The sequence below is a fragment of the Bradyrhizobium sp. CCBAU 21365 genome (assembly GCF_015291305.1).
Classification (GTDB): Bacteria; Pseudomonadota; Alphaproteobacteria; order Rhizobiales; family Xanthobacteraceae; genus Bradyrhizobium; species Bradyrhizobium elkanii.
Genome location: NZ_CP030036.1, coordinates 3,259,388 through 3,277,833, shown reverse-complemented (window position 1 = coordinate 3,277,833; position 18,446 = coordinate 3,259,388). Strand labels below are relative to the sequence as shown.

Sequence of the window (18,446 nt, the reverse complement as noted above, 5' to 3'; positions counted from 1 at the left end):
GACCGATGTCCGATGCCGTCGTCTCCCATCGTTCCGAAGACCACCAGGCCCCTGCCGGCTGGTTCAGGCGCGCGCTCGACAGCGACATCTTCTATTCGTTCCGCCGCTCCAGGCTGACGATGGTCGCCGCCGTGATCACGCTGCTGTTCTTTCTGCTCGCAATCTTCGCGTCGTGGCTCGCGGTGCAGAACCCGTTCGACCCGGCACAGCTGCAGCTGATCAACTCGCGGATCGCGCCGCTGTGGACCGCCGACGGCCAAAGCCCGTTCCTGCTCGGCACCGACGAGCAGGGCCGCGACGTGCTCTCGGCGATCCTCTACGGCCTGCGCATCTCGCTTGCGGTCGGCCTGGCCGGCGTGGTCTTTGCCGGCGCGCTCGGCATCGCCCTCGGGCTGATCGCAGGCTATTTCGGCGGCGTGGTCGACACCGTGATCATGCGGATCGCCGACGTGCAGCTCACCTTCCCCGCGATCCTGATCGCACTGCTGGTCAACGGCGTTGCCAAATCGCTGCTCGGCAACCGGCTCGACGAGATAAGCACGCTCGGCGTCCTCATCATCGCGATCGGTCTCAGTTTCTGGGTGCAATATGCCCGCACCGTGCGCGGTTCGGTGATGGTCGAGAAGAACAAGGATTACGTCGCCGCGGCGCAGCTGATCGGCCTGCCGGCGCCGAAGATCATGCTGCGGCACGTGCTGCCCAACACGATGGGCCCGATCCTCGTCATCGCCACCATCAACCTCGCGCTCGCGATCATCACCGAGGCGACGCTGTCGTTCCTTGGCGCCGGCATGCCCGACACCATGCCCTCGCTCGGCACCCTGATCCGGATCGGCAACAACTATCTGTTCGCGGGCGAATGGTGGATCGTCGCCTTCCCCGGCATTGCGCTGGCCGGCCTGATCCTCTCCATCAACCTGCTCGGCGACTGGCTGCGCGACGCACTCAATCCGAAGCTCCGATGACCAAGCCTGTTCTTTCCGTGCGCAATCTCGAGGTGGAATTCGTCACCCGCCGTGCGACCTTGCGCGCCATCAACGGCGTGTCGTTCGACATCGCCAAGGGCGAGGTGCTCGGCGTGGTCGGCGAATCCGGCGCCGGCAAATCGGTCACGGGGCTCGCCGTGATCGGGCTGATCGATCCGCCCGGCCGCATCTCCGGCGGCGAGATCGAACTCTCGGGCACGCGGATCGACCATCTTCCGCCGGAAGAGATCCGCCGCATCAGGGGCAAGCGGATCGGCATGATCTTCCAGGATCCGCTGACCAGCCTCAATCCGCTCTACCGGATCGGCGACCAGATCATCGAGACCATTCGCACCCACAGCAATCTGAGCGAGAGCGCCGCGCGCAGGCGCGCCATCGATCTGTTGGCCGAGGTCGGCATTCCTGCGCCGGAAAAGCGCATCGACGGCTACCCGCACGAATTCTCCGGCGGCATGCGCCAGCGCGTCGTGATCGCGCTCGCGATCTGCGCCGAGCCCGAGCTGATCATCGCCGACGAGCCGACCACCGCGCTCGACGTGTCCGTGCAGGCGCAGATCATCGCGCTGATCAAGCGGCTCGGCCGCGACCACGGCACCGCCGTGATGCTGGTAACCCACGACATGGGCGTGATCGCCGAGACCTGTGACCGCGTGGCGGTGATGTATTCCGGCCGCATCGCCGAGATCGGCCCGGTGCAGGAGGTGGTGCGCAATCCGCTGCATCCCTACGCCAAGGGCCTGATGGGCGCGATCCCGACGCTCGCCGGCGAGGACAAGCGCCTGGTGCAGATCCCCGGCTCGATGCCGCGGCTGTCGGCGATCCCGCCGGGCTGCCCGTTCAATCCGCGCTGTGCATTCGTCTTTGACCGCTGCCGCGTCGAACGCCCCGAGCCGATCCGGCAGGGCACCCAATCCGTCGCCTGCCACCTGTTCGAGCCCGCGAAGGAGACGGCGACATGAGCGGGACATTGATCGAGGTCAGGAACCTGCGCCGCGTCTTCGACGTCTCCAAGCCGTGGCTCAACCGCGTGATCGAGGGCGGTCATCTCGAATTCCTGAAGGCAGTCGACGGCGTCTCTTTCGACATCAAGCGCGGCGAGACCTTCGCGCTGGTCGGCGAATCCGGCTCCGGCAAGACCACCGTCGCGCGCATGGTGGTCGGCCTGCTGCCGCCGAGCTCGGGCGAGGTCGTCATCGACGGGGTCTCGATGACCGATCCGCGGCAGGGCCAGGCGCGCCGCCGCCTGCGCCGGCGCATCCAGATGGTTTTTCAGGATCCCTATGCGAGCCTCAATCCGCGCTACCGGGTCGCCGCCATCGTCGCCGAGCCGATCCGCGCCTTCGACCTGATCCAGGGCGAGCGCGACATCAAGGCCCGGGTCGGCGAATTGCTCTCGCTGGTCGGCCTGCACCCCGACGACGGCCAAAAATTCCCGCATGAATTTTCCGGCGGCCAGCGCCAGCGCATCGCGATCGCCCGCGCGCTGGCGTCGGAAGCCGAGTTCATCGTCTGCGACGAGCCGACCTCGGCGCTCGACGTTTCCGTGCAGGCGCAGATCCTCAATCTGATGCGGGACCTGCAGGACAAGTTCGGCCTCACCTATCTCTTCATCAGCCACAATCTCGCGGTGGTCCGCCACATGGCGAGCCGGATCGGCGTGATGTATCTCGGCCGCATCGTCGAGATCGCCGAGGGCCGGGAATTGTTCGAGAACCCGCGGATGCCCTACACGAAGATGCTGCTCGGCGCGGTTCCGGACCTTGCGATGTCGGGCCGCCAGCGCATCCCGGTGAAGGGCGAGATTCCGAACCCGATCGATCCGCCGCAGGGCTGCTCGTTCAATCCGCGCTGTCCCCTCGCCTTCGATCTCTGCCGCCAGAAGACGCCGGAACTGATCGACGGCGTCGCCTGCCATGCCGTCAACAGTCCCGCCGCCGTTCCGGCATGATCACGCGGATGGGAGCGGCCATGTCCACCAAGCGGTTGGCATACCAGCCGGCCTGTGATCAAGTGCGCCCGCCGAGAAGGCCCAACAACAAACTGACGAACGGTCAATCGCCATGAGCAACATCAACCCCGATCCGTTCACAACCCGGCCCGAGATCGAAGGCACCTTCGGCGTCGTCACCTCGACGCACTGGATCGCCACCGCGGTCGGCATGGCAACGCTGGAGAAAGGCGGCAACGCCTTTGACGCCGGAGTGGCCACCGCCTTCACGCTGCAGGTGGTCGAGCCGCATCTGAACGGCCCTGGCGGCGACGTGCCGATCATCGTGCACGACGTCAAGCGCGGCAAAAGCGAGGTGATCTGCGGACAGGGCCCGGCGCCGGCGAAGGCAACCATCGCGCATTACCGCAGCGAGGGCCTCGAGATGGTGCCCGGCACCGGCCTGCTTGCCGCCTGCGTGCCCGGCACATTCGAATCCTGGATGCTGCTGCTGCGCGACTACGGCACCATGAAGCTGCGCGACGTGCTGGAGCCCGCGATCGCTTACGCCCGCGACGGCTATCCGCTGGTCGAGCGTGCATCGGCCACCATCAAGACCGTCGAGCAGCTGTTCCGGAAATACTGGACCACATCGGCGGACGTCTATTTGCCAAACGGCGAGGTGCCGAAGCCCGGCACCATCTTCACCAACAAGAAGCTCGCGGAGACCTACGCACGCATCCTGAGCGAGGCGGAGAGCGCAGGCCACGACCGCGTGGCGCAGATCGAGCGCGCGCGGCAGGCCTGGTCGAAGGGCTTCGTCGCCGAGGCGATCGACAAGTTCTGCCGCACCCAGGAGGTGATGGACGTCTCCGGCTCGCCGCATCGCGGCGTGTTGTCGGCCGACGACATGGCGCGCTGGCAGCCGACCATCGAGGCGCCGCTCACCTACGATTACGGCCGCTACACCGTGCAGAAGGCCGGGGTCTGGAGCCAGGGTCCGGTGATGCTGCAGCAGCTCGCGCTGCTGAAGGGTTTCGAGCTCGACGGGCTCGATCCCGCAGGCCCCGACTTCATCCATCTGCAGATCGAAGCCGCCAAGCTCGCCTATGCCGATCGCGAGACGTTCTACGGCGATCCCAAGTTCACCGACATCCCGATCGAGACGCTGCTGTCCGATGCCTATAACAACGAACGGCGCAAGCTGATCTCGAAAGACAAGGCTTCGCTCGACTTCCGCCCCGGCTCGGTCGAGGGTTTTGGCGGCGTCGTGAAGTTGCGACATGCCGAAGGGCATCGCGAAGCGGTCGGCGCCATGGGCGCGGGCGAGCCGACCGTCGGCCGGTTCGGCGAGGTGCGCGGCGACACCGTGCATTTCGACATCATCGACAAGGCCGGCAACATGATCTCGGCGACGCCGTCCGGCGGCTGGCTGCAGTCCTCGCCGGTGATTCCCGAGATCGGCTTCTGCCTCGGCAGCCGCGCCCAGATGTTCTGGCTCGAGCAGAACCACCCTGCCTCGCTCGCGCCGGGCAAGCGGCCGCGCACCACGCTCTCGCCGACCATGGCGCTGCGTGACGGCGAGCCGTATCTCTCCTGGGGCTCGCCGGGCGGCGACCAGCAGGATCAGTGGATCACGCAGTTCTTCCTGCGTCATGTCCACGCCAAGCTCAATCTGCAGGAGGCGATCGACGCGCCGGCCTGGCACTCCGAGCATTTCCCGATCTCGTTCTGGCCGCGCACCTCGCGGCCCGGCGTGCTGGTGCTGGAAAACCGCGTGCCGAAATCGACCATCGACGAATTGAAGCGCCGCGGCCATGTGGTTGAGATTGGTCCGGATTGGTCGGAAGGCCGCCTCACCGCGGCCTCGAAGGTCGGTGCCCGCCGCCGCGCCGCCGCCAATCCGCGCGGCATGCAGGGTTACGCCGCAGGCCGCTAAGCACGAAGGTTTGAGATGACCTGGTCGATCATCGCCCGCGACAGCGCCACCGGCCAGCTCGGCATCGCCGTCGCGACGCGGTTCTTCGCGGTCGGCGCGCTGGTGCCACACATCGCACCCGGCATCGGCGCGGTGGCGACGCAGGCGCTGGTCAATCCCTATTACGGCATCGACGGCATCGCGCTGCTGCGCAGCGGCAACAGCCCGCATGAGGTGATCGCAGCGCTGATTGCGCCCGACAGCGGCCGCGAAAGCCGGCAGCTCCATGTCATGGACGCCAGCGGCCGCATCGCGGCGCATTCCGGCAAGGACTGTATCGACTGGTTCGGCCATATCGCCGGCGACGGGTTCTCGATCGCCGGCAACATGCTGGCGGGACCCGCGGTGCTCGACGAGACCGCGCGCGTCTATGCCGCGAACGAGAAGCTGCCGTTCGCGGAGCGGCTGATCAAGGCGATGTTCGCCGGTGAAGCGGCCGGCGGCGACAAGCGCGGCAAGCAATCCGCCGCTCTCTTAATTCACGGCGCGGAGGAATGGCCATTGCTCGACCTGCGCGTCGACGACCACGCTGATCCCCTGCGCGAGCTTGAGCGGCTGGAAGCCGTCAGCCGCGAGCACTGGGTGCCGTTCCGGAGCTTCATGCCGACCCGCGGCAACCCGGCCGGAACCAGCGATCGCGCCACAATCGACGCCGGCATCGCAGCGGCAACAACGAGCCGCGAATGACGGCAGGCCCGCTGATCGAGATCGAAGGCCTGCGCGTCACCTTCCAGGGCGATGACGGCCGCAAGACGCATGCCGTCGACAGCGTCGATCTTTCCGTCGCCAACGGCGCCACGCTCGGCCTCGTCGGCGAGTCCGGCTGCGGCAAGAGCGTGACTTCGCTCGCGATCATGGGGCTGTTGCCGAAGCAATCCGCGGCGGTCTCCGGCGCGATCCGCTTCGATGGTTTCGACCTGCTCGATGTGCCGGATGCGACGCTGCGCGACCTGCGCGGCAATCGCCTCGCGATGATCTTCCAGGAGCCGATGACCTCGCTCAACCCGAGTTTCACCATCGGCGACCAGATCACGGAGACGATCTTGCGCCACCGCGGCGGCTCCCGGCGCGCGGCGCGCGAACGCGCCATCGAGCTGCTGCGCCGCGTCCACATTCCCTCGCCCGAGAAACGCATCGACGAGTTTCCGCACAAGCTGTCCGGCGGCATGCGCCAGCGCGTGATGATCGCGATGGCGCTGGCCTGCGATCCGCAGCTTCTGATTGCCGACGAGCCGACCACCGCGCTCGACGTCACCCTGCAGGCGCAGATCCTCGATCTGATGCGGGAGCTGAAGGCCGCGAGCGGCGCCGCGATCATCCTGATCACCCACGATCTCGGCGTCGTCGCCGAAGTCTGCGACGAGGTCGCAGTGATGTATGCCGGCGAAATCGTCGAGCGCGCGCCGGTCGACGAGCTGTTTGCCAATCCGCAGCATCCCTACACGGTCGGCCTGCTCGGCTCGATCCCGCGGCTCGACCGCCGCACCAGCCATCTCGCCACCATCGAGGGCATGGTGCCGAACATGGCCAACCCGCCCGCCGGCTGCCGCTTTGCCGCGCGCTGTCCGTTCGTGGAACTTGCCTGCACCCAATCGCCGCCGCCGCTCGCGATGCTGAGCGCGACCCACGCCTCGCGCTGTATCCGCGCGCCGCTGGAGCGGCTGGTGTCATGACCGCGCTGCTCGAGGTCGAAGGGCTGGTGAAGCATTTCGTCGCCGAACGCTCGCTGTTCGGCCGGCCGACCGCCCATGTGAAGGCGGTCGACGGCGTCAGCTTCACGGTGGAGGCCGGCAAGACGCTGGCGCTGGTCGGCGAATCCGGCTGCGGCAAATCCACCGTCAGCCGACTGGTGCTGCAGCTGATCGAGCCGGACGCCGGACGGATCCGCTTCGAGGGCCGCGACCTCGGCACGCTCAACGCCGCGCAGCTGCGCGCCTTCCGCCGCGACGCGCAGCTGATCTTCCAGGACCCCTACGCCTCGCTCAACCCGCGCATGACGGTGAGCCAGATCCTGACCGAGCCGCTGGCGCTGCATAATCTCGTCCCGGCCGCGGACCGCCGCGAACGGGTCGAGGAGCTGTTGCGCCTGGTCGGGCTCGAGCCGCGCTTTGCGCGGCGCTATCCGCACGAATTCTCCGGTGGCCAGCGCCAGCGCATCGCGATTGCCCGCGCGCTTGCGGTCGAACCGAAGCTGATCATCTGCGACGAGCCGGTGTCGGCGCTCGACGTCTCGATCCGTTCCCAGATCCTGAATTTGCTGCGCGACCTGCAGGACCGCCTGAAGCTTGCCTATATCTTCGTCTCGCACGATCTGGCCGTGGTGAAGCACATCGCCGACCGCGTCGCGGTGATGAATCTCGGCACCATCGTCGAGACCGCGGATGCACAGGCGCTGTTCGCGGCCCCGCGCCATCCCTATAGCCGCGCGCTGCTGTCGGCGATCCCGGTGCCGAAGCCGCGCGCCAGGCGCAGCCGCATCGTGCTGGAGGGCGAGCTGCCGAGCGCGCTCAATCCGCCGTCCGGCTGCCGCTTCCATACCCGCTGTCCCTATGTGATCGCGCGCTGCCGCAGCGAGGTTCCGCAATTGCGCGAAGATGGCACCGGATATGCAACGGCCTGTCACCGGACGGGCGAGCTGCCCGGCGCGGAGGCGATCGTGCCCTCCGATGGCGGGTTCTCGCCGACACTGGAAAAGCTGGTGGCGGCGTTCAATGCGACGGAAGCCCCGGGGCGGCCCGGGGTTATTTCACAGGGAACAAAGGCGTAGGGAATAAGGGGTTGGCGATGAGATTCTGGCGCTTGGCGGTCCTGATGGCGGCCCTCGTGACCTGGTGCGGAACGAGCGCGCGTGCCGAGACGACACTTCGCATCGGGCTCGCCGAGGACCCCGACATCCTCGATCCTTCAATCGGACGCACCTATGTCGGCCGCATCGTCTTTTCAGCCTTCTGCGACAAGCTGTTCGACATTGACGAGAAACTGAACATCGTTCCGCAGCTCGCGCTGTCCTACGAGAACTCGGCCGACGGCAAGGAGATGACGATCAAGCTCCGGCCGGGCGTCAAGTTCCACGACGGTGAGCCGTTCGACGCCGAAGCCGCCAAATTCTCGCTGGAGCGCCATCTGACGCTGCCGACCTCGTTTCGCAAACCGGAATTGGCTGCGCTCGACCACGTCGACGTCGTTGATCCCCTGACCATCAAGCTGGTGCTCAAGACGCCCTACTCGCCGCTGATCGCCCAGTTGACCGACCGCGCCGGCATGATGGTCTCACCGAAGGCGGTGAAGGAAGCGGGCGACAAATTCGGCCTGCATCCAGTCTGCGCCGGACCCTACAAGTTCGTCGAACGCGTGCAGCAGGACCGCATGGTGTTCGAGAAATTCGGGGATTACTGGAACAAGGACAACGTCTTCATCGATCGCATCGTGTTCCTTCCTATCGTCGATGCCACGGTGCGGCTCGCCAATCTGAAATCCGGCGGGCTCGACCTGATCGAGCGCGTGCTCGCCACCGATATCAAGGACGTCCGAGCGGACAAGCGGCTCGTGCTGTCGACCGCACCTGAACTCGGCTATCTCGGCCTCACCATCAACATCGGCAACGACAAGAGCAAGGGGCCGCTCAGCCAGTCGGAAAAGGTGCGCCAGGCGCTCGATCTGTCGATTGACCGCGAGGCGCTCAACCAGGTCGTCTTCAACGGCGAGTTCACGCCGGGCAATCAGTGGGTCAGCCCGACGCACCCTTACTATCAGAAGGCGTTTCCGGTTCGCGGACGCGACATTCCCAAGGCCAAGGCGCTGCTGAAGGAGGCGGGCGTCACGCTGCCCGTCGCCATCGACTACATGGTCCCCAAAGGCGCCGAGAACGAAGCCGTGGCCCAGGTCGTGCAGTCGATGGCGGCCGAAGCAGGCTTTGACATCAAGATCCGCGTGGTCGAATTTGCGACGACTTTCAAGCAGGCCCAGGCCGGCGAATTTCAGGTGTTTCAGATCAACTGGAGCGGCCGGATCGATCCTGACGGCAATTCCTATGTCTTCCTGCACACCAAGGCGCCGCAGAACGACGGCGGCTATTCCAACTCGGAAGCCGACAAGCTGATGGAAGATGCGCGGCTGATCAACGATCCCGTCCAGCGCAAGGCGATCTACGAGAAGATGACCAGAATCGTGCTCAATGACGAGCCGATCATCTACATCTATCACCGCACACTCCTGATCGCGCACTCCACCAAGGTCGAGGGTTACCGGCAGATGCCGGACGGATTGGTGCGCGTGGTCGGGCTGAAATTGAAATGATCGCCACAGCGCAGGACACGCGGGGCCGACAATGCTGAACTTCCTCGCCAAGCGGCTGGTTCAGCTGGTCCCGACGCTGTTCTTCGTCTCGCTCCTGATCTTCTCGCTGCAACATTTGCTGCCCGGCGATCCGGCACTCGTCATGGCCGGCGAGGAGCGGGACCCGGCCGTCATCGAACAGATCCGTCAGCAATACCATTTGGATCAGCCGATCCCGGTGCAATATGCCTATTGGGTCAAGGGCGTGCTCATGGGCGACCTCGGCGAGTCGCTGCGCAACAAGATGCCGGTTTCGAGCCTGATCGCGCAGAAGCTGCCGGTTACGATGCAAATCGCCGGCATGGCGATCGTGGTCGCCTTCCTGATCGGCATTCCCGCCGGCATCATCTCGGCGGTGAAGATCGGCACGGCGTGGGACTATGGCGCCAATTTGTTCGCGCTGTGGGGCATCTCGACGCCAAATTTCTGGCTCGGCATCATGCTGATCTTCCTGTTCTCCGTCGAACTTGGCTGGCTGCCGGCCTCCGGCTACGTGCCGCTCAGCGAAAACTGGCGCGCGAGCCTCGCCGCTTCCGTCATGCCCGCCTTCGTGCTCGGCAACGCGATCGCGGCGATCCTGATGCGGCATACGCGAAGCGCGATGCTGCAGGTGCTGGAGAGCGACTATGTCCGCACCGCGCGGGCGAAGGGCCTGTCCGAGCGCACGGTGATCCTCAAGCATGCGATGCGCAACGCGCTGACGCCGATCATCACGCTCGGCGCGCTCGAGCTCGGCACGCTGCTGTCGGGCGCGGTGCTCACCGAGCAGATCTTCTCGATCCCGGGCTTCGGCAAGCTGATCGTCGATGCCGTGTTCAACCGCGACTATGCCGTCGTGCAGGGCGTGGTGCTGACCACGGCGACGATCTACATCACGCTCAATCTGATCGCCGACATCGCCTACATCCTCGTCAACCCGCGGCTGAGGGGCTGATCGGATGACCGACGCTGCACTCGGCCCCCTCGCTCCGATTGCCGCCACTGAGGCGCTCGAGAGCCCCGCGCGGCGCGCCTGGCGGCGGCTGATCCGGCGCAAGGGTGCCGTGCTCGGGCTCACCGTGATCGCGCTCTTTATCCTGCTCGCCGGGTTCGCGCCGCTGATCGTGCCCTATGATCCGGTCGCGACGAGCTGGTCGCTGGTACGCAAGGCGCCGTCGGCGCAGCACTGGTTCGGCACCGACGAACTCGGCCGCGACGTGTTCGCCCGCGTCGTGTTCGGCGCCCGCGCCTCGCTGCTTGCCGGCGTCATCTCGGTCGGCATCGCGCTTGCGATCGGCGTGCCGCTCGGCCTCGTCGCCGGCTATCGCGGCGGCTTCATCGACGCGCTGATCAGCCGCATCACCGATGCCATGCTGGCCTGCCCGTTCCTGATCCTGGCGATCGCGCTCGCAGCGTTCCTCGGCCCGAGTCTCAGCAATGCCATGATCGCGATCGGTGTCTCGGCGACCCCGATCTTCATCCGCCTGACCCGCGGCCAGGTGATGAGCGTCAAGGTCGAGGATTATGTCGAGGCGGCGCGCGCCATGGGCAATCCGCGCTGGCGCGTTGCGCTGGTCCATATCCTGCCGAACATCCTGCCGGCGCTGCTGGTGCAGGCGACGCTGTCGATTGCGGCCGCGATCATCGCCGAGGCCGCGCTGTCGTTCCTCGGCCTCGGCCAGCAGCCGCCGGCGCCGTCCTGGGGCAGCATGCTCAACGCCGCGCAACGCTTCCTGACCAGCGCGCCCTGGATGGCGGTCTGGCCGGGACTTGCGATCTTCCTGGTCGTGCTGTCATTCAACCTGGTCGGCGACGGCCTGCGCGACGCACTGGATCCGAAGGCGCGGTAGAGGGTCATGCCACAGCGAGCGCCTGTCCTCTCCCCGTCACCCTGAGGAGCGCGGAACGCGCGTCTCGAAGGGTCGACGGCCACCGACCGGGCCGTTCATCCTTCGAGACGCGCTACGCGCTCCTCAGGATGACGGGATTAGCAGTGCGCGCCTCAGATTATCCGCTTAAATCACGACTTCCCTTAGCACCCTCCTGCAATCCATCTCGTATTCCAGATCGACCACCGGCGGGCGGCAGAAGTGCCAGGTCAGGCCGGAGCGGGTGGCGCCGCGGCGGACCAGCTCGTCGACGAGCACCGGATGGATGTCGTGCACGGTGTAGGCCTGCACCGCCGTCGTCTCCTGCCAGCCGAAGCTGAACTCCGCCAGACGGCGCTCCATCTCGCTGGCGGTGAAGCGGACCTTCTCCCGCCACGCGCCGGGACTGAGATCGCGATAGCAAACGATGCGGTCCGGATAGCTGGCGGTTCCGCCGCGTGCCTCGGCGCCGCCGGCGATCACGAAGGACGGCGACGTCGTCGTGCTCGGCCGCGTGAACGAGAACGCATGAACGACGGCTCGGCCGGCGGATCGATCTCGGGACAGACATTGCTGCGCGCCACCGGATTGATGCTGCCGTCGAACAGGCCCCATTCGGCGAGCGTCTTGACGTAGTGCTGGTTGAAGGCCCGGAAGCCGTCCTCGGTGAAGGCGGCCGGCGAACGCAATTCGCAGGCGCAGAACGCGGTCAGCGGCCGGCCGGCGTCCTTGATGTAGGCCGCGATCCGCGCAAAGCCTTCCGTAAGCGGCAGCAGGCGATCGAAGCGCACCCGCTCGATCTCATAGCCGGCGTTCGCCTGCGCGCCGCTTGAATATTGGAACACGGCCGGAATGAACCGGTAGTTGCCCGCCGCAAACTCGCTCGCCATGCCTGTTCCCTCCGGATTTCCTCAAGGCGAGTACTTTCTGCCCGCCGTCGGCAAAAGCCTATCACGAGACAAAGAAAAGGCGGCAGTGGCTTTCGCCAGTGCCGCCTTCTCTGCGAGCATGAGCTTGGAGGGCTCAGGTCGGTTTCAGCGCGCCGCCACGCTGGTCGAGCTCGTAGTCGGCGATCTGCTTGGCGCGGTCGGAACGGGCCGCGGCCTGGTGGTCGGTCGCGATCACCGTGTAGACCATCGGCAGCACGAACAGCGTGAACAGCGTGCCGATCGTCATGCCGGCCACGACCACAAGCCCGATCGAGAAGCGGCTGGCAGCGCCCGCGCCCGAGGCCGTGAGCAGCGGCAGCAGGCCGGTGACCATGGCCGCCGTCGTCATCAGGATCGGACGCAGGCGGATCCGGGCGGCCATCTCGATCGCCGCGCGGCGGTCCAGTCCCTCGTTGAGCTGCAACTCGTTGGCGAACTCCACCATCAGGATGCCGTGCTTGGTGATCAGTCCGACCAGCGTCAACAGGCCCACCTGGGTGTAGATGTTCATGGTGGCGACGCCGAAGAACAGCGGGATCAAGGCGCCGACGATCGCCATCGGCACCGAGATCATGATCACGAACGGATCGCGCAGGCTCTCGAACTGCGCCGCCAGCACCAGGAAGATGATGATGATGGCGAACGCGAAGGTGACCAGCAGCTGGTTGCCTTCGTGGACGTATTGCCGGGAGTCGGCCAGGAAGTCGTAGCTGAAGCCTGACGGCAGCTTCTTGGCTTCACCCTGCAGAAACTCGACCGCCTGGCCCATCGAGACGCCGGGCATCGGCACGGCCTGGAAGGTCGACGAGTTGAGCTGGTTGTAGTGGGTCAGCGCGTTGGGATCGACGCCGGTCTCGACCGAAACCACGGTCGACAGCCGCACCAGCTGCCCGGTCGCGGTGGGAACGTAGTAATCGTTGAATGCCTCGGGCGCGAGCCGGCTGGCGCGCGGCACCTGCGGGATCACCTGGTAGGAGCGTCCTTCCAGATTGAAGCGGTTGACATAGTTGCCGCCGAGCAGCGTCGCCAAGGCGCCACCGATCGACTGCATCGTGATGCCGAGATCGCTCGCCTTGGAGCGATCGACCTTCACCCGGACCACCGGCTGGTTGAAGTCGAGGTCGCTGTCGGTGACGATGAACAGGCCGCTCTTGCGCGCCGCATCCTTCAACTTGCTCATCTGGTCGAACACCTGCTGGAATCCGGCCGTCGAAGAGATCACCATCTGCACCGGCAGACCGCCGGGGCCGCCGGGCAGCGGCGGCAGGCTGAACGCGAACGCGCTGATGCCCTCGATCTTGGACAGCTCGGCCTGAACCAGCGGCTGCAGCGCCTGCGCGCTGCGCTTGCGCTCATCCCACGGCTTGAGCAGCATGCCGGCGAAGCCGCCCTGCGGACCGGTGATGCCGTTCAGGATGAACCGCAGGTCGGTCTCGGGAAACTTCTGGAACTCCTTGTCCATCTTGTCGCCGTAGAAATCGATGTAGTCGATGTTGGCGTATTTCGGCGCCTTGGTCACCGCGAACACGATGCCCTGGTCCTCCTGCGGCGCCAGCTCCTTCTGGATGTGCATATAGAGGAAGCCGACCAGACCGAGGATGGTCACGGCGAAGAGCGCCGTGATCGGGCGGTAGTCGAGCGAACGGTCGAGCTGACGGCCATAGGCGCGCGTCAACCCGCCGAACACGCGATTGACCAGCCTGGCGAAACGCCCCTCCTCCGCGCTCTTGAGGAACACCGAGCACATCATCGGCGACAGCGTCAGCGCGATCACGCCCGACACGATCACCGAGCCGGCCAGCGTGAAGGCGAATTCGCGGAACAGCGTGCCGGTCACGCCGCCGAGGAAGCCGATCGGCGCGTACACCGCCGCCAGCGTGATCGTCATCGAGACGACGGGACCGACGATCTCGCGGGCACCCTTCAGCGATGCCTGCACCGGTGGCAGGCCCTCCTCGAGATGTCGATGGATGTTCTCCACGACAACGATCGCGTCGTCGACCACGAGGCCGATCGCCAGCACCATCGCCAGCAGCGTCAGCAGGTTGAAGCTGAAGCCGGCGGCCAGCATCAGGATGCAGACGCCGATCAGCGACAGCGGGATGGTGACGACGGGAATGATCACCGACCGCAGCGAGGCCAGGAACAGGAAGATGACGACGACGACGATCAGGACCGCTTCGGTAAGCGTCTTCTCGACCTCGTCGATCGACGATTGAATGAACTTGGTGGAATCGTAGGCCACCTTCATCTTCATCGACGGCGGCAGGTTGCGCTCGAGGTCGGGGAACAGCGCGCGCACGCCCTTCACCAGGGTCAGCGGGTTGCCCTGCGGCGTCGCCTTGATGCCGATGAAGATCGCATGCTCGCCGTTGAAGGCGACGCTGGCGTCCGTGCTCTGCGCCGCGAGCTCCACCGCCGCGATGTCCTCGATGCGCACGAAGCCGCCGTCCTTCGCCTTCACGATCATCCGCTTGAACTGATCGATGTTCTGAAGGTCGGTATTGGCCGAGACGTTGGAGACGATGAAGAAACCCTTGGTCTGGCCGGCGGCCGCCTGGAAGTTGTTGGCGGCGATCGCGGCGGCGACGTCGTTCGGCGACACGCCGCGTCCGGCCATGCGGGTCGGATCGAGCCAGACGCGCATCGCAAAGGTCTGGCCGCCGAGGATGTCGGCCGACGCGACGCCATCGACCGTCGAGAGCACCGGCTGCACGACGCGGGTCAGGTAGTCGGAGATCGACGATCCGGTGAGCTCCTCGCTGGAGAAGCCGAGATACATCACGGCGATGGTGTCACCGGTCGCCTTGGTCACGACGGGATCGAACGCTTCCTTCGGGATCAGGTATTTGACCGAGTTGACCTTGGCGAGCACCTCGGTCAGCGCCTGGTTCGGATCGTGATTGAGCTTGACGTAAACCTGAATCGTCGAGGTGCCGAGCACCGAGTTCGACGTCATGTAGTCGACGCCTTCGGCCGACGCGACGGCCTGCTCGATCGGCGTGGTGATGAAGCCGTTGATCAGCTCGGGCGACGCACCGGGGTATGACGTGGTGATCGTCACGACGGTGTTCGAAAGATTCGGATATTGCCGGATTGGCAAAACCATCGCCGCGCGCAGGCCGATCAGCAGGATCAGCAGGCTGACGACGACCGACAGCACCGGGCGCTTGATGAAAATATCAGTGAAGGCCATCGCCAACTCGATTCGTGTTCTGCCGGCTTGCGGCAAGATGGGGCGGAGGGCCAATGGCCCTCCGAGTTCGATGAATGAAGATCAGTAGCGCGGCGGTTCGGCCGGAACCGGCGGCGGCGGATCGGTCGAGATCGCAACCGCCATGCCCGACTGCAGCTTGATCTGGCCGACGGCGACGACCTTGTCGCCCGCCTTCAGGCCCTTGAGAATCTCGACCCGGCCCTCGACGCGGTTGCCCGTCTTCACGAAGGTGCGGTCCGCGGTCAGGGTGGTCTTGCCGTCGTCGCCCTTCTTCTCGGTGATCAGGAACACCGAGTCGCCGTACAGCGTGTAGTCGACCGCGGTTTCGGGGATCGTCACAACCGGCGGCTTCCCGGGCAGCACGATCGTGGTGGTCGCGAACATGCCGGGCTTGAGGATGCTGTCCGGATTCTGGATCGTGGCCTGAACCCGGATGTTGCGGGTGTCGGTCGCGATCTGCGGCTCGATGGTCGTGATCTTGCCCTCGAAGGTGCGGCCCGGATAGGCGTCGACCGAGACACGTACGGCCTGGCCGACCTTGATCTGCGAGCTCTGCTTCTCGGTGACGGTCAGGTTGGCGTACAGCACCGACAGATCGGTCAGCGACACGATCTGGGTGCCGGCCGTCAGGTACTGGCCGACTTCGACCTGGCGCACGCCGAGATCGCCTTCGAACGGTGCGCGCACCAGCTTCTGCGAGATCAGCGCTTCGGTCTTGGCAATGCCCGCCTTGGCCTGGTCGTAGGCAGCCTGCGCGGTGTCGACGGTCGATTGCGGACCGAACTGACGCGACGCGAGCTGCTTGGCGCGGTCGAGCTGCAGCTCGCCGACGGTCGCCTGCGCCTTGTAGTTGGCGAGGTCGCCCTGCTCCGGTGCGTCGAACAACTGCACCAGCGGCGTGCCGGCCTTTACATGGCTGCCGGCGGTGAACAGGATCTCGGTGATGCGGCCCGGCACGTCGGTCGTGACGTTGACCTGGTGCACGGCGACGAGATCGCCGACGGCGGTCAGCAGGTTCGGAATCACCTCGGTCTTCGCCTCGACGGCCGACACGTTCGCCGGCGGCGGCTTATTGTTGGCAAAGAACTGCGCGATCATGTGGCTGCGGAAGGCATTGAAGCCGACCAGCGCACCGACGAGCAGGGCCAGCAACAGGCCTACGATGATGAACCAGCGCACCATGCGGACGGGACGCTTGGCTTGCTTCTCCTTGATCGGTTGCCCCGAGATGTGGCTTTCGGTCTGAATATTCATGTCATGCACTTTCTGCAGTTACCGACGGTCCTGCGATCGGCGACGGCTGGCGGCCCAAATGAGTTGAAATTGCGGCTTCGGTAAGTCCGATGCCGCGAAGGATGAATTGGCAAAGCTGCCGCTCGGCCGCGGCGGCATCACCGTAGGGGAGGCATGGTGTCGCAGGCAGCTGCGTCAGCGCACCCATCAGCACGGTATGGTGCGCAAACCAGAACAGGTTGAGCGGCTCGTCGCCGATCTTCGTGGCCTCGCCGGCGGCGATCGCCCGCTCGAGCGAGGCGGCGAAGGTCGGACCGATCAGCTTGCCGACCTTGTCGTAGAGCAGGCGCGCAAACTCGCCGTCGTCCAGATGGCTCGTCACCATCAGCCGCATCCGCTGCGCCTCTTCCTGGTCCGGCGCATCACGCAACTGCATGAAGTGACCGACCATGCCTTGCACCAGCTCGACCAGCGTCGCGGTCGAGGGCTCCTGGCCGAGCAGATGCGCGAGATCGGGATCCGCCTCGCACTCTTCGGCAAGGATCTCGGCATAGAGCGCCGCCTTGGACGGAAAGTGCTTGAACAGCAGCCCTTCCGAAATGGCAGCCGCGGCCGCCACGCTCTTTGTCGTGGTGCCGGCAAAGCCGTTGCGGGCGAAACACCGCTTGGCGGCGCTCAGGATCAACTGACGCCGCAAGTCACTCGTCATGCGTAAGGTAGACATTTGGGTCGTGAGTAATCACTCACTTTACCAAAAGTCAAGGTTCTATTGCACCGCGAAAGCCACTTTAAATAGGAGTGTGGCCGATCGACCCTCTGATGCGGTTCACGAGGTAGGTGCCGTCGCGGCTGGACAGCACGCGCTCCAGATTGGCCCCGTCGATCTTCGCGCTGGCGAACCGCGGCCCCGCCGTAACATCTTGCAAAGACGAGGCAAAAGCTTCGACCTCCGCCATCGTGCTGATCGCCCGGCTATCCCCGATTCCGCAGGCTTTGGCAACACCCACCAAGTCGGCGGTTCCGCCGGTGTGGCTGGCCTGGCCGCCGGTCTCGCCATAGGCCTCATTGTCCAGCACGATGATCGAGAGATTTTTGGGCTGCTGCAGGCCGACGGTGGCGAGGCTTCCCATCCCCATCAGCATCTCGCCGTCACCGGTGATCACGACGACCGGCAGCGTCGGCTGGGCCAGCGCAAGGCCGAGCCCGATCATCACGGCGCCGCCCATGCCGCCCCAGAGATAGAAGTTGCGGTCGTGGTCGCCGGCGGCGGCGATGTCATAGGTCGAGGCGCCGAGGCCGCCGACGGCAAAGGCGCCCTTGCGATCCTTCAGCAGTTCGGCAACGACGGCACGGCGGTCGAGGAGATTGGCTTTGCTCATTTGGTGAAGACCTTTGCCCCGATCAGGCGCTGCGACAGCAGGACGGCGGTCGGCGTGCAGGCGTTATAGGCCTGCGCTGCGCCGGCCTCGACGACTTCGCGGACCTCTTCAGGGTGCGAGGCGCGCAGCACCTTGATCCCGGACAGTTCGAGAATCCCCTGCGTGTTCGAGCCCATCGGCACCTGCCAGGGATTGAACTCGCCCCATTCGCCGCGCATCGTCACCAGCGTGAGGAACGGCAAGCGGAAGATCTGCACCAGCGACAGCATGTTGATGCAATTGCCGACCCCGCTCGACTGCATCAGCAGCACGCCGCGCTGGCCGCCGGCCCAGGCGCCCGCGAGCAGCGCCACGCCCTCCTCCTCGGTGGTCAGCGCGATGCCGCGCATCGAGGGCGACCCCAGCACCCGCTCGATCAGCTCTGAATGCCCGGCGTCCGGCACGTAGGGCACCTGACGCACCTCAAAGCGCTGCAATATCGAGAAGATCTCCTCCGGCCAGGAGGCCGCAGTGTCGGCACGGGCATGCATTGGCGTTTCCGGTCTTGTTGCTTGGTCGCGACTGTAGAGGGGCGCGCGCGCTTCATCAAAGCGCAAAACCGCATATGGCTCTGCG

Annotated in this window: 15 protein-coding genes and 1 pseudogene; 10 read left to right on the top strand and 6 right to left on the bottom strand. The window is 65.7% G+C overall.

Annotation, left to right across the window (positions count from 1 at the left end; genetic code table 11):
- Positions 1 to 5: 5 nt before the first annotated feature.
- The 10 genes from XI02_RS14960 to XI02_RS14915 all read left to right on the top strand — a co-directional run bounded on the left by XI02_RS14960 (position 6) and on the right by XI02_RS14915 (position 11,055).
- On the top strand, positions 6 to 965 hold the full coding sequence (locus XI02_RS14960) for an ABC transporter permease (protein ID WP_172648232.1): 960 nt from the start codon (positions 6 to 8) through the stop codon (positions 963 to 965).
- Positions 962 to 1,945, top strand: a complete 984-nt coding sequence (locus XI02_RS14955) for an ABC transporter ATP-binding protein (RefSeq protein WP_172648233.1) — start codon at positions 962 to 964, stop codon at positions 1,943 to 1,945. The genes XI02_RS14960 and XI02_RS14955 overlap by 4 nt, the downstream gene beginning before the upstream one ends.
- Positions 1,942 to 2,934: an ABC transporter ATP-binding protein gene (locus XI02_RS14950; RefSeq protein ID WP_069276165.1), complete on the top strand. Its 993-nt coding sequence runs from the start codon at positions 1,942 to 1,944 to the stop codon at positions 2,932 to 2,934. Before XI02_RS14955 ends, XI02_RS14950 begins: the two co-directional genes overlap by 4 nt.
- A 112-nt stretch (positions 2,935 to 3,046) precedes the next feature.
- Positions 3,047 to 4,852: a gamma-glutamyltransferase family protein gene (locus XI02_RS14945; protein WP_069276164.1), complete on the top strand. Its 1,806-nt coding sequence runs from the start codon at positions 3,047 to 3,049 to the stop codon at positions 4,850 to 4,852.
- 15 nt (positions 4,853 to 4,867) lie between these two features.
- Positions 4,868 to 5,578 carry a DUF1028 domain-containing protein gene (locus XI02_RS14940; protein ID WP_069276163.1) on the top strand — a complete coding sequence of 237 codons (711 nt, stop codon included), beginning with the start codon at positions 4,868 to 4,870 and terminating at the stop codon, positions 5,576 to 5,578.
- Complete coding sequence (locus XI02_RS14935) at positions 5,575 to 6,564, top strand: ABC transporter ATP-binding protein (protein WP_069276162.1); 990 nt, start codon at positions 5,575 to 5,577, stop codon at positions 6,562 to 6,564. The genes XI02_RS14940 and XI02_RS14935 overlap by 4 nt, the downstream gene beginning before the upstream one ends.
- Positions 6,561 to 7,658, top strand: a complete 1,098-nt coding sequence (locus XI02_RS14930; RefSeq protein ID WP_069276161.1) for an ABC transporter ATP-binding protein — start codon at positions 6,561 to 6,563, stop codon at positions 7,656 to 7,658. The genes XI02_RS14935 and XI02_RS14930 overlap by 4 nt, the downstream gene beginning before the upstream one ends.
- A gap of 17 nt (positions 7,659 to 7,675) precedes the next feature.
- Complete coding sequence (locus XI02_RS14925; RefSeq protein WP_172648234.1) at positions 7,676 to 9,187, top strand: ABC transporter substrate-binding protein; 1,512 nt, start codon at positions 7,676 to 7,678, stop codon at positions 9,185 to 9,187.
- 31 nt (positions 9,188 to 9,218) lie between these two features.
- Positions 9,219 to 10,160 (top strand): ABC transporter permease, encoded by a 942-nt coding sequence (locus XI02_RS14920; RefSeq protein ID WP_038383844.1) that lies wholly within the window; start codon positions 9,219 to 9,221, stop codon positions 10,158 to 10,160.
- A 4-nt stretch (positions 10,161 to 10,164) separates the two neighbouring features.
- The gene (locus XI02_RS14915) at positions 10,165 to 11,055 is read left to right on the top strand and encodes an ABC transporter permease (RefSeq protein ID WP_172648235.1); all 891 of its coding nucleotides are present in this window, start codon (positions 10,165 to 10,167) and stop codon (positions 11,053 to 11,055) included.
- A 165-nt stretch (positions 11,056 to 11,220) separates the two neighbouring features.
- Here the strand turns inward: XI02_RS14915 and XI02_RS14910 are convergent.
- The 6 genes and pseudogenes from XI02_RS14910 to XI02_RS14885 all read right to left on the bottom strand — a co-directional run bounded on the left by XI02_RS14910 (position 11,221) and on the right by XI02_RS14885 (position 18,361).
- Positions 11,221 to 11,963, bottom strand: a pseudogene (locus tag XI02_RS14910) (hypothetical protein).
- Between the two features lie 133 nt (positions 11,964 to 12,096).
- Positions 12,097 to 15,198 carry a multidrug efflux RND transporter permease subunit gene (locus XI02_RS14905; RefSeq protein WP_172648237.1) on the bottom strand — a complete coding sequence of 1,034 codons (3,102 nt, stop codon included), beginning with the start codon at positions 15,196 to 15,198 and terminating at the stop codon, positions 12,097 to 12,099.
- 81 nt (positions 15,199 to 15,279) lie between these two features.
- Positions 15,280 to 16,473, bottom strand: a complete 1,194-nt coding sequence (locus tag XI02_RS14900) for an efflux RND transporter periplasmic adaptor subunit (protein ID WP_016842923.1) — start codon at positions 16,471 to 16,473, stop codon at positions 15,280 to 15,282.
- 1 nt (position 16,474) lies between these two features.
- Positions 16,475 to 17,176 (bottom strand): TetR/AcrR family transcriptional regulator, encoded by a 702-nt coding sequence (locus XI02_RS14895; RefSeq protein ID WP_026192475.1) that lies wholly within the window; start codon positions 17,174 to 17,176, stop codon positions 16,475 to 16,477.
- A 64-nt stretch (positions 17,177 to 17,240) separates the two neighbouring features.
- The gene (locus XI02_RS14890; RefSeq protein WP_016842925.1) at positions 17,241 to 17,831 is read right to left on the bottom strand and encodes a thiamine pyrophosphate-dependent enzyme; all 591 of its coding nucleotides are present in this window, start codon (positions 17,829 to 17,831) and stop codon (positions 17,241 to 17,243) included.
- The gene (locus XI02_RS14885) at positions 17,828 to 18,361 is read right to left on the bottom strand and encodes a thiamine pyrophosphate-binding protein (RefSeq protein ID WP_172648238.1); all 534 of its coding nucleotides are present in this window, start codon (positions 18,359 to 18,361) and stop codon (positions 17,828 to 17,830) included. Before XI02_RS14885 ends, XI02_RS14890 begins: the two co-directional genes overlap by 4 nt.
- Between the last annotated feature and the right edge of the window lie 85 nt (positions 18,362 to 18,446).